The 13722-nt window shown below is 68.5% G+C and carries 13 protein-coding genes; 7 read left to right on the forward strand and 6 right to left on the reverse strand.

Going from position 1 to position 13722, the window contains the following annotated elements; genetic code table 11:
* From CW359_RS13740 to CW359_RS13775, 7 genes are all read left to right on the forward strand, one after another.
* Positions 1-404, forward strand: a 404-nt coding sequence (locus tag CW359_RS13740) for an FHA domain-containing protein (RefSeq protein ID WP_157968534.1), incomplete at its 5' end; no start/stop codon positions are given.
* A 10-nt stretch (positions 405-414) separates the two neighbouring features.
* A complete protein-coding gene (locus CW359_RS13745; RefSeq protein ID WP_105970208.1) occupies positions 415-936 on the forward strand; it encodes an FHA domain-containing protein FhaB/FipA in 522 nt (173 codons plus the stop codon).
* 98 nt (positions 937-1034) lie between these two features.
* The gene (locus CW359_RS13750; protein ID WP_198655220.1) at positions 1035-2594 is read left to right on the forward strand and encodes a Stp1/IreP family PP2C-type Ser/Thr phosphatase; all 1560 of its coding nucleotides are present in this window, start codon (positions 1035-1037) and stop codon (positions 2592-2594) included.
* Positions 2595-2621: 27 nt separating this feature from the next.
* Positions 2622-4061 carry an FtsW/RodA/SpoVE family cell cycle protein gene (locus CW359_RS13755; RefSeq protein WP_105970210.1) on the forward strand — a complete coding sequence of 480 codons (1440 nt, stop codon included), beginning with the start codon at positions 2622-2624 and terminating at the stop codon, positions 4059-4061.
* Complete coding sequence (locus CW359_RS13760; RefSeq protein ID WP_105970211.1) at positions 4058-5530, forward strand: peptidoglycan D,D-transpeptidase FtsI family protein; 1473 nt, start codon at positions 4058-4060, stop codon at positions 5528-5530. The genes CW359_RS13755 and CW359_RS13760 overlap by 4 nt, the downstream gene beginning before the upstream one ends.
* A gap of 171 nt (positions 5531-5701) precedes the next feature.
* Positions 5702-7708 carry a Stk1 family PASTA domain-containing Ser/Thr kinase gene (pknB, locus tag CW359_RS13770; RefSeq protein WP_105970212.1) on the forward strand — a complete coding sequence of 669 codons (2007 nt, stop codon included), beginning with the start codon at positions 5702-5704 and terminating at the stop codon, positions 7706-7708.
* A 145-nt stretch (positions 7709-7853) separates the two neighbouring features.
* On the forward strand, positions 7854-8906 hold the full coding sequence (locus CW359_RS13775; protein ID WP_105970213.1) for a restriction endonuclease: 1053 nt from the start codon (positions 7854-7856) through the stop codon (positions 8904-8906).
* Between the two features lie 109 nt (positions 8907-9015).
* On the opposite strand, the gene CW359_RS13780 is transcribed toward CW359_RS13775, so the two are convergent.
* Genes CW359_RS13780 through CW359_RS13805 form a run of 6 tightly spaced genes read right to left on the reverse strand, consistent with a single transcriptional unit; the run spans position 9016 to position 13663 of the window.
* Positions 9016-9765 carry a class E sortase gene (locus tag CW359_RS13780; RefSeq protein ID WP_105970214.1) on the reverse strand — a complete coding sequence of 250 codons (750 nt, stop codon included), beginning with the start codon at positions 9763-9765 and terminating at the stop codon, positions 9016-9018.
* A gap of 57 nt (positions 9766-9822) precedes the next feature.
* A complete protein-coding gene (locus CW359_RS13785) occupies positions 9823-11274 on the reverse strand; it encodes a class E sortase (RefSeq protein ID WP_105970215.1) in 1452 nt (483 codons plus the stop codon).
* Complete coding sequence (locus CW359_RS13790) at positions 11271-11909, reverse strand: aminodeoxychorismate/anthranilate synthase component II (protein ID WP_105970216.1); 639 nt, start codon at positions 11907-11909, stop codon at positions 11271-11273. Before CW359_RS13790 ends, CW359_RS13785 begins: the two co-directional genes overlap by 4 nt.
* The gene (locus CW359_RS13795; RefSeq protein ID WP_198539328.1) at positions 11906-12088 is read right to left on the reverse strand and encodes a hypothetical protein; all 183 of its coding nucleotides are present in this window, start codon (positions 12086-12088) and stop codon (positions 11906-11908) included. The genes CW359_RS13790 and CW359_RS13795 overlap by 4 nt, the downstream gene beginning before the upstream one ends.
* A gap of 43 nt (positions 12089-12131) precedes the next feature.
* Positions 12132-12848, reverse strand: a complete 717-nt coding sequence (locus CW359_RS13800; protein ID WP_105970218.1) for a class E sortase — start codon at positions 12846-12848, stop codon at positions 12132-12134.
* Between the two features lie 35 nt (positions 12849-12883).
* Positions 12884-13663, reverse strand: coding sequence for a DUF881 domain-containing protein (locus tag CW359_RS13805; RefSeq protein ID WP_105970219.1), 780 nt, complete (start codon positions 13661-13663; stop codon positions 12884-12886).
* Positions 13664-13722: the final 59 nt, after the last annotated feature.

Below are 13722 nucleotides of genomic sequence, written 5' to 3' on the forward strand. Positions count from 1 at the left end.
GCTACGGCTACCCGCCCGCCGCGGCGCCGCCCCCCATGCCCGCCGCACCGCCGCCCGGCGGACGCCCCGGCGCGGCCCCCGCGGGCCCGCCCATGGGACAGCGGCCGACCGCGGCGGCGGGCCGCACGCGCGCGTGGGTCGAGATCAACGGCGCCCGCCACCAGATCACCCGCGCGACCCTGGTGCTCGGCCGCAGTACCGAGGCCGACGTGCGGATCGACGACCCCGGCGTCTCACGCCGGCACTGTGAGATCCGTCCCGGAACGCCCCCGTCCATCCAGGATCTCGGGTCCACCAACGGCATCGTGGTGGACGGAACGCACACCACCCGCGCTACGCTCCGCGACGGCTCGCGGATCGTCGTGGGCAGCACCACCATCATTTACCGGCAAGCCGAAGGGTGAAGCGGGGGCAATGTCAGAGCTGACCCTCACGGTCATGCGGCTGGGTTTCCTGGCCGTACTGTGGCTGTTCGTGATCGTGGCCGTGCAGGTCATCCGCAGCGACCTGTTCGGTACGCGCGTCACCCAGCGCGGGTCGAGGCGGGAGAGCGGCCGGCAGCAGCAGGCCGCCCGGCAGGCCGCCGCGCCACCACCGCAGCGCCAGCAGCAGCCGTCCGGCGGCGGCAGGCAGCGCCGGGGCGCCCCCAGCAAGCTGGTCGTCTCCGAGGGCACCCTGACGGGCACCACCGTCGCCCTCCAGGGGCAGACCGTCACGCTCGGCCGGGCGCACGACTCGACCATCGTCCTGGACGACGACTACGCGTCCAGCAGGCATGCCAGGATCTACCCGGACCGCGACGGCCAGTGGATCGTCGAGGACCTCGGATCCACCAACGGCACCTATCTCGACCGGACCCGACTGACGACTCCCACGCCGATTCCGCTCGGCGCCCCGATCCGCATCGGCAAGACCGTCATCGAGTTGCGGAAGTAGTGCTACATCATGATTAGGCGCGAGCGGAGCGAGCACGCGGTGGCGGCCGTCATCCACGGCCCCGGCGCGCTCCCGACCGGAGGGTGGGCACCGTGCGGATGTACCCGGAGCCGACGGGCGAGGTGCGCATGAGTCTGTCACTGCGCTTCGCCGCCGGATCGCACAAAGGCATGATCCGCGAGGGCAACGAGGACTCCGGCTACGCCGGTCCCCGCCTCCTCGCCATCGCCGACGGCATGGGCGGCCAGGCGGCCGGCGAGGTCGCCTCCTCCGAGGTGATCTCCACCATCGTCGCCCTCGACGACGACGTCCCCGGCTCCGACATCCTCACCTCGCTCGGCACCGCAGTGCAGCGGGCCAACGACCAGCTCCGCATGATGGTCGAGGAGGACCCCCAGCTCGAAGGCATGGGGACCACCCTCACCGCGCTCCTGTGGACCGGCCAGCGCCTCGGCCTCGTACACGTGGGCGACTCGCGCGCCTACCTCCTGCGCGACGGCGTCCTCACCCAGATCACCCAGGACCACACCTGGGTGCAGCGCCTCGTCGACGAGGGCCGCATCACCGAGGAAGAGGCCACCACCCACCCGCAGCGCTCCCTGCTGATGCGCGCGCTGGGCAGCGGCGACCACGTCGAACCCGACCTCTCCATCCGCGAGGTCCGCGCCGGCGACCGCTACCTGATCTGCTCCGACGGCCTCAGCGGCGTCGTGTCCCACCAGACCATGGAGGACACCCTCGCCAGCTACCAGGGCCCCCAGGAGACCGTCCAGCAGCTCATCGAGCTGGCCCTGCGCGGCGGCGGCCCCGACAACATCACGGTGATCGTCGCCGACGTCCTCGACCTCGACACCGGCGACACCCTCGCCGGGCAGCTGTCCGACGTACCCGTCGTGGTCGGCGCGGTCGCCGAGAACCAGCTCAACCTGCACGACGGCGGCGCCATGCAGACGCCCGCCGGACGCGCCTCCGGGCTCGGCCGCCAGCGGCCCGCGCACGGCGGCGGAGGCGGCGAGTTCGGCCCGCCCGGCTCCGGCGACACCACCGGCTACATCCAGACCGGCGGCTTCGGCGGCTACACCGACGACGACTTCGTCAAGCCCAGCGCAGGCCGCAAGTGGTTCAAGAGAACCCTCTACATCACCCTCGCCCTCGCCGTCATCGGCGGCGGCCTCTACGGCGGCTACCGCTGGACCCAGACCCAGTACTACGTCGGCGCCAACGACGAGCACGTCGCGCTGTACCGGGGCATCAGCCAGGACCTCGCCTGGGTCTCGCTCTCGAAGGTCGAGAAGGACCACCCCGAGATCGAACTCAAGTACCTGCCGTCGTACCAGCAGAAGCAGGTCGAGGCGACGATCACCGAGGGCGGCCTCAAGGACGCCCAGTCGAAGATCTCCGAACTGGCCACCCAGGCCTCCGCGTGCAAGAAGCAGGAAGCCCGGCGCGCGGCCGACAACGCGAACAACGCCGAGACCGGCGAAGGCGAGGCCGGAGGCACCACGGGAACCACCCGTACCGCCGCCGCGTCCAAGGCGACGCCGAGCCCGACGCCGTCCGGATCGGCGTCCCCGTCCACAACCGCACCCACTCCCACACCCGGCCCCAGCCTCTCCGACGAAGAGCAGAAGCTGGTCTCGCAGTGCGGTAAGCAGTAGGCAAGCCGTGAGGGGCCACTTCATACGATGAGCAGTACAACCAACAGTCCGACACACCACACGTCCACGATCGGCGCGATCGGCACACCCAGCCGACGCAACACCGAACTGGCACTACTGGTGTTCGCCGTGATCATCCCGGTGTTCGCCTACGTCAACGTGGGCCTCGCCATCAACGACAAGGTCCCGGCCGGGCTCCTCGCCTACGGCCTCGGCCTCGGCCTGATCGCCGGCGTCGGCCACCTCGTCGTACGCAAGTTCGCCCCGTACGCGGACCCCCTGCTGCTGCCCCTGGCCACGCTGCTCAACGGCGTCGGCCTGGTCGTCATCTGGCGGCTCGACCAGTCCAAGCGGCTCCAGCGCCTCCCCATCTACGTCGAGGCCGCTCCCCGCCAACTGCTGTACTCCGCACTGGGCGTGGCCCTCTTCGTCGCCGTACTGGTCTTCCTCAAGGACCACCGCATCCTGCAGCGCTACACCTACATCTCCATGGCCGGCGCGCTGATCCTGCTGGTCCTCCCGCTCGTCCCCGGCCTGGGTGTCGACATCTTCGGCGCCAAGATCTGGATCAAGATCCCCGGCCTCGGCACCGTCCAGCCCGGTGAGTTCGCCAAGATCGCCCTCGCCATCTTCTTCGCCGGCTACCTCATGGTGAAGCGCGACGCCCTCGCCCTCGCCAGCCGCCGCTTCATGGGCCTCTACCTGCCCCGCGGACGCGACCTCGGCCCGATCATCGTCGTCTGGATCATCTCGATCCTGATCCTCGTCTTCGAGACCGACCTCGGTACGTCGCTGCTGTTCTTCGGAATGTTCATCATCATGCTGTACGTCGCCACCGAGCGGACCAGCTGGATCGTCTTCGGTCTGCTGATGTCCGCGGCCGGCGCGGTCGGCGTCGCCAGCTTCGAGACGCACGTCCAGCAGCGCGTCGAGGCCTGGCTCGACCCGATGAACGAATACCTGCTCAGCCAGAAGGGCATCGCCGGCCACACCGAGCAGTCCATGCAGGCCCTGTGGGCCTTCGGCTCCGGCGGCACCCTCGGCACCGGCCTCGGCCAGGGCAACTCCGACCTCATCGGCTTCGCCGCCAACTCCGACTTCATCCTCGCCACCTTCGGCGAGGAACTCGGCCTGGCCGGCGTCATGGCGATCCTGCTCATCTACGGCCTGGTCGTCGAACGCGGCGTCCGCACCGCCCTCGCCGCCCGCGACCCCTTCGGCAAGCTCCTCGCCATCGGCCTCTCCGGCGCCTTCGCCCTCCAGGTCTTCGTCGTCGCCGGCGGCGTCATGGGCCTCATCCCGCTCACCGGCATGACGATGCCCTTCCTGGCGTACGGCGGCTCCTCCGTCATCGCCAACTGGGCCCTCATCGGCATCCTCCTCAGAATCAGCGACACCGCCCGCCGACCCGCCCCGGCCCCCGCGCCCAACCCCGACGCCGAGATGACCCAGGTGGTCCGACCGTGAACAAGCCCCTGCGCCGGATCGCGCTCTTCTGCGGACTCCTCGTCCTCGCCCTGCTCGTCCGCGACAACTGGCTCCAGTACGTCCGCGCCGACGAACTCAAGGACGACAAGTACAACCGCCGCGTCGCCATCGAGCGCTACGCCACCCCCCGCGGCAACATCATCGTCGACGGCGAGGCCATCACCGGCTCCACCACGTCCGACAGCAGCGACTTCGAGTACAAGCGCACCTACAAGGACGGCCCCATGTGGGCCCCCGTCACCGGGTACGCCTCGCAGGCGTTCGGCGCCACACAGCTGGAGTCCATCGACGACGGCATCCTCACCGGCAACGACGACCGGCTCTTCTTCCGCAACACCCTCGACATGATCACGGGCAAGAAGAAGCAGGGCGGCAACGTCGTCACCACCCTCAACGCCGCCGCCCAGAAGGCCGCGTACGACGGCCTCAAGGAGCGCGGCAAGGGCGCCGTGGCCGCCATCGACCCCTCCACCGGTGCGATCCTGGCGCTGGCCTCCTTCCCCTCGTACGACCCCTCGGTGTTCGCGGGCAACTCGACCAAGGACTCGGAAGCCTGGCAGAAGCTGCAGAAGGCCCAGGACCCGAACGACCCGATGCTCAACCGGGCCCTGCGCGACATCTACCCGCCCGGCTCGACCTTCAAGGTCGTCACGGCGGCGGCGGCCCTGGAGAACGGCCTCTACACGGACGCCGACGAGAAGACCGACTCCCCGCTCCCCTACACGCTGCCGACGACCACGACCGAGCTGAAGAACGAGGGGACCATCCCCTGCAAGAACGCGACCATGCGCGTCGCCCTGCAGTGGTCCTGCAACACCGTCTTCGGCAAGATCGGCGCCGACCTCGGCAAGGACAAGATGCTCGCCGAGGCCAAGAAGTTCGGCTTCAACTCCGAGCAGTTCGTCCCGGTCCGCTCCGCCGCCTCCAACTTCCCCGAGAAGATGGACGAGCCGCAGACCGCCCTCAGCTCCATCGGCCAGTTCGAGACGGCGACGACCCCGCTGCAGATGGCCATGGTCGCCGCCGCGATCGCCAACGACGGCAAGCTGATGAAGCCGTACATGGTCGACAAGCTCCAGGCCCCCAACCTCGACGTGCTCGAACAGACCGAGCCCGAGGAGATGAGCCAGCCGCTGTCCTCCAAGAACGCCCAGATCCTCCAGTCGATGATGGAGACGGTCGTCAAGGAAGGCACCGGCAAGAAGGGCCAGATCAGCGGCGTCACCGTCGGCGGCAAGACCGGCACCGCCCAGCACGGCGTCGACAACAGCGAGAAGCCGTACGCCTGGTTCATCTCGTACGCCAAGCTCGCCGACGGCAGCTCACCGGTGGCCGTCGCGGTCGTCGTCGAGGACGAGGGCGCCATCCGCGACAACATCTCCGGCGGCGGTCTGGCCGCCCCCATCGCCAAGAGCGTGATGGAGGCGGTCATCAAGAGCAAGCAGTGAGCCCCGTCACGTCCCCTTCACATCGGTGCACGTTGCGATACCGGTCCGGTATCGGCTGACGGGCTTGGCCAGGTCACACAAATGAACCCGGGTACCGTATGCCCGGACGGCACACCGCCGGACCACACAGCAGGTGCGGTCGGGACCGACGGAGAGGGCTGGTAGGAAGCTATGGAAGAGCCGCGTCGCCTCGGCGGCCGGTACGAGCTGGGCCAGGTGCTCGGTCGTGGTGGCATGGCGGAGGTCTACCTCGCACATGACACCCGCCTCGGCCGCACCGTGGCAGTGAAGACGTTGCGCGCCGACCTCGCGCGCGACCCTTCCTTCCAGGCCCGGTTCCGCCGGGAGGCCCAGTCGGCCGCCTCGCTCAACCATCCCGCGATCGTCGCCGTGTACGACACCGGCGAGGACTACATCGACGGGACGTCCATCCCGTACATCGTCATGGAGTACGTGGACGGCTCGACCCTGCGCGAACTCCTCCACTCGGGCCGCAAGCTGCTGCCCGAGCGGACCCTGGAGATGACCATCGGGATCCTCCAGGCCCTGGAGTACTCCCACAGAAGCGGCATCGTCCACCGCGACATCAAGCCCGCGAACGTGATGCTCACGCGCAACGGCCAGGTCAAGGTCATGGACTTCGGCATCGCCCGCGCGATGGGCGACTCCGGCATGACGATGACGCAGACCTCCGCGGTCATAGGAACGGCCCAGTACCTCTCGCCGGAACAGGCGAAGGGCGAACAGGTCGACGCCCGGTCGGACCTCTACTCGACCGGCTGCCTCCTCTACGAACTCCTGACGGTACGTCCGCCCTTCATCGGGGACTCCCCGGTCGCGGTGGCCTACCAGCACGTACGGGAGGAACCGCAGCCCCCGTCGGTGTTCGACCCCGAGATCACGCCCGAGATGGACGCCATCGTCCTCAAGGCCCTGGTCAAGGACCCGGACTACCGCTACCAGTCCGCCGACGAGATGCGCGCCGACATCGAGGCCTGCCTCGACGGCCAGCCGGTCGCCGCCGCGCACGCCATGAGCTCGGTCGGCTACGGCGGCTACGGCTACCCCGACGACCAGGCCACGACCGCCCTGCGCTCCGACGCCGGCGCGACCACCATGCTCCCCCCGATGAACCCGGACGACGGCGGCTACGGCTACGACGACCGGGGCCCCCGACGCCGCCAGCAGCAGAAGAAGTCGAACACCTCGACGATCCTGCTGGTCGTGGCCGGGCTGCTGGTGCTGGTGGGCGCGATCCTGATCGGCAGGTGGGTCTTCGACGGGCAGAACGCCGGCGACTCCACCATCAAGAACCCCAACTTCGTCAGCCAGACCAAGGAAGACGCGGAAAAGGCGGCGGTGAACGTCGACCTCAAACTGGCGTTCACGGAGAAGGCCTGCGAGGACGAGCCCAAGGGCAACATCTGCGACCAGACTCCGGATGCCGGTGTCGACGTGAAGAAGGGCGACACCATCACGCTGGTGGTGTCCACCGGCGCGCCGAAGGTGGCGGTCCCGAGCGTGATCGGCCTCAGCCTCGACGAGGCACGGACGAAGCTGGAAGGCGACGACTACGGCTTCACCGTCAAGACGGAGTCGCGGGAGTCCTCGGAGGAACCTGACAGCGTCCTGGACCAGGACCCGGCTTCCGGCAAGGAGGTGGAGAAGGGATCGACGATCACCCTCACCATCGCCAAGGAAGAGGAGAAGTCGACCGTCCCGGACGTCACCGGCCAGGACTGTGACACCGCCAAGCAGCAGATGCAGGACAACGACCTCGTCGGCGAGTGCACGGAGGTCGAGACCCAGGACGGCAACCAGGTCGGCAAGGTCATCGCGACCTCGCCCCAGGCCAACACCCAGGCCGACCCCGGCTCCACGGTCACCATCCAGATCGGCAAGCAGGCCGAGCAGCAGAAGACCCAGGTCCCGAACGTCATCGGCCAGACCGTGGGCCAGGCAAAGCAGACCCTCCAGGCAGCCGGCTTCACGAACATCCAGTTCACCAACGGCAGCGACCAGAGCGACAACGCGTTCGTCACCGGCCAGAACCCGGGCCAGGGCAACGAGGTCGACGATCCGGGCAACACCCAGATCACCCTCCAGAGCGTCGGCTTCGGCAACGGAAACGGCAACAACGACGGAGACAACGGCGACAACGACGGCCTCTTCGGCTGACCCGCTCGTCATCTGAGTGAGCCCCGGCACCTGACATCAGGCGCCGGGGCTCACTCATACCCCTGTACGAAATCCGACCAGAACTTCGTATGCCTGGACTCGTTGGACAGTACGGAAAATCCGACGATTCGAGGAGCAACGGAACGTGATCAACGAAACGGCACTGCTGGAGTCCAAGACCCTGCGCGACAGCGTGCTGGAACGCACAGACGTACTCGACAAGGTCAAGACTCTGTCACTGCTGCCGGACGGCATGCATGTGACAACGGCGATGGTCGCGGCGTACTTCGAGGTCGCGGAGCGCGCCGTCAACCGGATGGCACAACGCCACCGGGACGAGCTCACGACGAACGGCCTGCGGATCCTGCGCGGCGAAGAACTCGCGCGGTTTAAGGGAGACACCCTGTCTCTCTATCCCGAGCGCCATCCACAACCCCGCTCCAGCCTGGCCCTTTGGTCCCGCCGAGCGATTCTCAACGCGGCCATGCTCCTCCGCGACAGCGAAGTGGCCCGCAAGGTCCGCACCTACCTCCTGGACATGGAGTACCTGGCACGCACCACCCAGCCTGTGGACAACCCTGTCCCCCAGGACACCCCCTCCCTCGACGACCGCATCGACCAACGCATCACCCACGTCCTCGGCAAGACCGTCGTCCCCATGTTCAACGCCCTGATCGAAACCTCGGGCGAACACCGCAGGGAACTCATCGCCCTGCGGACCGGAGTCCAGCGCATCGAGCGACGGCTCCACCAGCACCACACCCGCCTGCAGCGGCTCGAAGGAACAAGGGACGACCGGCCCGCCATCGGAGTCATGGCCACCATGGACGCCATGAACGGCCGCACGTTCGAGCACCACATCGCCAAACTGCTCCGCCGCGACGGCTGCACCAACGTCGTCGTACAGGGCGGTCACGGAGACCGTGGCGTGGACATCATCGCGTTCACGGCCGACGGGCGAAGCCTCGTCGTCCAGTGCAAGAGGTTCGCGCCCTACCTCAGCATCACCAGCCCCGACGTCCAGAAGTTCATCGGCTCGGCGAAGGTCCTCCACAGTGCCGATGTCGCCCTCTACGTGGCGACCTGCCCCTTCACCCCGGAAGCCCTGAACATCGCCGCCGAGGCCGGAATCACCGTCGTACACCGCGGAGTGCTGGAGGAGTGGAGCGCCGGGGAACCCCTGAAGGTGCTGGAGTAGTCACGACTGGAGTAGTCACGAGCTGACGACGAAGGCCCGAAGCCGCAAGAGAAAGTTGCGGCTTCGGGCCTTCGCCATGCTAACGACAGACCCCCTCGCAGGGGGTCTGTCACCGCAACTCCTCCGGCACCGTCCGCTCCGAGTCCACCTTCTCCACCCGCACCAGCTCCCCCCACACGATGTACCGGTACTCCGACGTGAACACCGGCGTGCAGGTCGTCAGCGTGATGTACCGGCCCGCCTTCCGTTTCCCCGACTCCTTCGGGATCGGCGACAGCACCTGGACGTTGTACTTCGACGTCTCGGGGAGGGTCTCGTAGACCTTGTAGACGTACCACTCGTTCTTCGTCTCGAAGACGATCGGGTCGCCCACCTTCAGCTTGTCGATGTTGTGGAACTTGGCGCCGTGGCCGTCCCGATGGGCCGCCAGGGTGAAGTTGCCCGTCTTCGACTGCGGGAGCGCCGACTTGATGGGGTCCGTGTAGTAGCCGGCCACGCCGTCGTTCAGGACGCTCGACGACGTGCCCTTCTTGACCAGGACCTCGCCGTTCTTCATGGCCGGGACATGCAGGAAGCCGATGCCGTCCTTGGTGTCCAGGGCGCCGGGACCCGTGTCCGGGTCGGCCCAGTGGTCGCGTACCTCGTCGCCCTGTTTGTTCGCCTCGCGGTCCGCGACGACGTTCGTCCACCAGAGCGAGTACGCCACGAACAGGCCGAGCACCAGGCCCGCCGTGATGAGGAGTTCGCCGAAAACACTCACCGCGGTGGCCAGTTTGCCGACCGCCCGCCCGGGGCGGGCCCGCGACGGGGAGACAGGCGCCTGCGCGGTCTGCTCGTCGTGGTCCGTCGTCGCTGCCACTCTGCATCTGCCCTAACTGCTACTGCACGAGCCCGCCGTCGTCACCGTCACCACCAACTACAGCAACGCATCCGGCTTGCCCTTGCTGCGCGGCCGTTCCTCGACCATCTTGCCCCACACGATCATCCGGTACTTGCTCGTGAACTCCGGCGTACACGTCGTGAGGGTGATGTAGCGGCCCGGCTCGGTGAAACCCGAGCCCTTGGGGATCGGGTCCAGCACGCTCGTGTTGCTCGGTGACGTGACCGGCAGGATCGCCTCCATCTTGTAGACGTAGTACTTGTCCTGCGTCTCCACGACGATCGCGTCGCCCTTCTTCAGCCGGTTGATGTACCGGAACGGCTCACCGTGCGTGTTGCGGTGACCCGCGAGCCCGAAGTTGCCGGTCGCCGCCGACGGCATCGCCGTCGTGAGACCGCCCTCCGCGTAGTGCCCGACCATCCCCCGGTCCAGCACCTTCTTCTTGCTGGTGCCCTCCGCGATCGGCACCACCACGTCCAGCTTCGGGATGTCCAGGATGGCGAACCCCTGCCCCGGCTCGAACACCCCCGGCGCCCGCTTCCCGCTCGCCCAGTCGTCCTGGAGGCTCGTCGTCTCGTTCCCGGCCTGCGCGTGCGCCCGCACGTTCGTCCACCACAGCTGGTAGGTCACGAACAGCAGCATCAGTACGCCCGTGGTGATGAACACCTCGCCGATCGCCCGGCTCGCCATCACGGCCATGCCCGGCTTCTGCGCCCGCGCCGCCTGCCGAGCCGCCACCCGCGAAAGGGCCGCTCCCTCCGCAGCCACCACGGCCACCTCGGCGCCCGGACCCTCCGATGCCTCCAGAGGGCCTCCATGGCGCCCGTGACGGGCTTTGGCGGCCTTCCGGCGTGCCGCCCGCCCACCGGCCACCGAAGGGCCCTCAGAGGCGCCTGTGGCCCCTGTGGCGGCCGAGCCCGCCGACACCGAGCCCTCGTCGGGTATTCGCGGCAGATCCGCCAGCCGCAGCGCCACCGTCTCCTCGTCGACCGGCGGCACCACCGGCGAGGCCGCGCGAGGGGGCACGGCAGGGGACACGGGAGCGGCTGCCTGCGGGGCGGTCCGGGGGGCGGCCTGGAGGTGGGCGGCCTGAGGAGGCACCCGCCTCGCCGCCCGAGGAGCCGGGGCAGGAGCCGCGTACGGCACCTGCTCCTCGTACACCCCCACCTGCCAGTCCTGCGCGTACCCCCGCGATTCGTACTCCGACTCCGGCCCAGGCCCCCGGTGCTCCGCCGCGCCCTGTTCGGCGCCCTGCTCGGCCGAGGCGTCGTACGGCCGCGCATGGCCGCGCCTGCGCCGCCCGGTACCCGGCGCCGGATCGCTCCGCGGCGCCGGCAACGGGTCGCTCAACGGATCCGCCGGCCGTTCCGCCGGCGCCTCGAACGCGCCCGGCACCCCGTACGGCTCCTGCTGCCCGTACGAGGGTCCCTGGTCGCCGGTTTCTCCGTACGCGGAGCCGGACTCGCGCTCGGGGCGCACGGCGGTCACGCCGAGGCCCTGCCCACCACCGGGGCGAGCCCCGACGACCTCGCCACGGCACCGCGGTCACCGCACTCCACCAGCCAGTTGGCCAGCATCAGGTGACCGTGCTCCGTCAGCACCGACTCGGGGTGGAACTGCACCCCCTCGACCGGCAGTTCACGGTGCCTGAGACCCATGATGATCCCGTCGTGCGTACGGGCCGTGACCTCCAGCTCGGCCGGGACCGTCTCCGGCTCCGCCGCGAGCGAGTGGTAGCGCGTCGCAGTGAACGGCGTGGGCAGGCCCGCGAAGACGCCCTTGCCCTCGTGTTCCACGAGGGACGTCTTGCCGTGCAGCAGCTCGGGCGCCCGGTCCACCACACCGCCGTACGCCACCTGCATCGACTGCATCCCCAGGCAGACCCCGAACACCGGCACCCCGGTGGCCGCACAGTGCCGCACCATCTCGATGCAGACCCCGGCCTCCTCGGGCGTACCAGGGCCCGGCGACAGCAGCACACCGTCGAAGCCGTCCTGCGCGTGCGCCGTCGACACCTCGTCGTTGCGCAGCACCTCGCACTCGGCGCCCAGCTGGTAGAGGTACTGGACCAGGTTGAAGACGAAGCTGTCGTAGTTGTCGACGACGAGAATCCGGGCGCTCACTGGTCGTTCACCGTCACATCGTTGAAGGGGAGCAGGGGTTCGGCCCACGGGAAGACGTACTGGAAGAGCACATAGACCACCGCCAGCGCCAGCACGAGGGAGAGCAACGCCTTCACCCACGCGTTCCCCGGCAGATGCCGCCAGATCCAGCCGTACATGCCGTCCCTTCCGTCGCCCACGGCACCCGACTCGCGGCACCGGACTCACGCGTACCTCACCAGATTAACGGCGCAGCGCCGCAGGTTTCCCGGCCTCCACAGCCTGTGTGGAATCCAGGTGTGCCCAGACGATCAGCCGGTGGCTGTGCCCCCACTCCGGATCGCACGTGGTCAGCGTGAGGTAACGACCCGAACGCGTGTACCCGCTCTTACGTGGCACAGGATCGATCACCTCAATGTCCGTGGGCACGGTTTTGTAGGGCCCTTTGTCGATCCGATACGTGAACCAGGTCGTCCCGTCCGTAAGCACGACCGCGTCCCCGCGCCGCAGCTCCGGAAAGTCCTTGAACGGATCGCCGTACGTACGCCGGTGGCCGGCGACCGAGAAGTTGCCCTCCTGACCGAGCCGCGCGGTGGTGGCGTAGTGGCCGAGGCCCTTCTTCAGAGTGCTGGTCCTCGTACCTTCGAGCACGGGCTTGTTCCACGTGAAACCAAAGCGCGGGATGTACATGATCGCGAAGGGCTTGCCCGAGGAGTACGGCCCCGGGGGCTTCGGCCCGGTCGGGGCCTCGCCGCTCGCGGGGGTGGGCGTCGGCTCGGGCGACGCCTGCGTGACCGCGCCCTTCGACCACTCGTCCCGCAGCCGATGGATCTGGTCGTCCATCTCGCCGTCGGCCTTCACCCCGGTCCAGAAGAGCACGTACACGACGAAGAGCACGATCACCGTGCCCACCGTGACGCACAGTTCACTGACCGTCCTGATGATCACGCGCCCCGACACAGGCCCCCCAGTGGTGAGCTACCCGGCTGTTCCGGCTACTCCACAGGCTTCGCGTACTGCAGATCCACTGTGCCCGAGTACCCGGGCAGAGTCACCGTCCCGTCCTCGTCGACCTGCCAGCCGAGCCCGTAGACGTTGACGTAGACCATGTAGTTCTGGATCGCCTTGGACGCCGAGAGCGCGTTCCGCAGCTTCTCCGGGTCACCCACCGCGGTGATCTTGTACGGGGGTGAGTAGACGCGTCCCTGGAGGATCAGGGTGTTGCCCACGCAGCGGACCGCGCTGGTGGAGATCAGCCGCTGGTCCATGACCTTGATGCCCTTGGCGCCGCCCTGCCACAGGGCGTTCACGACGGCCTGGAGGTCCTGCTGGTGGATGACCAGGTAGTCGGGCTGCGGCTCGGGGTAGCCGGGGAGCTTCGCGGTGGCGTTCGGCGGGGCGTCGTTGAGCGTGACCGTGAGGGCCTCGCCCTTGAGTTTCTGGGTGCCCGCGGCCTTCTCCAGCGCCGCCAGCTTGGCGTCCTCGGCCTCGGTGCTGCCGTCGTCGCGCTCGGCGAGCGCCTCGACGTCGCCGCGCAGGGCCGCGTTGGACTCGTCGAGCCGGCCGTTCTTGTGGCTGCGCTCCTGGATGAGGTCCGAGAGCCGCAGCAGGGAGGCGTCCGTGCGGATGTTCGTGCCCTTGGCCGTGTCGAAGCTCGTGAAGAAAATCAGCCCGGCGAGAGCGAAGACCCCCACGGTGAGCACCCGGACCGGGCGGAAACGGCGGTTACCGGCGGGACTGGATTCCGTACCGGGGGAGTCGGCAGAATTGCTCAACGTACCCTTATCTCCTTCGGCGCCGCGGAAGCACTACGCTAACGGACGCCCGGGGGAGC

This window comes from Streptomyces geranii (assembly GCF_002954775.1).
Taxonomy (GTDB): domain Bacteria; phylum Actinomycetota; class Actinomycetes; order Streptomycetales; family Streptomycetaceae; genus Streptomyces; species Streptomyces geranii.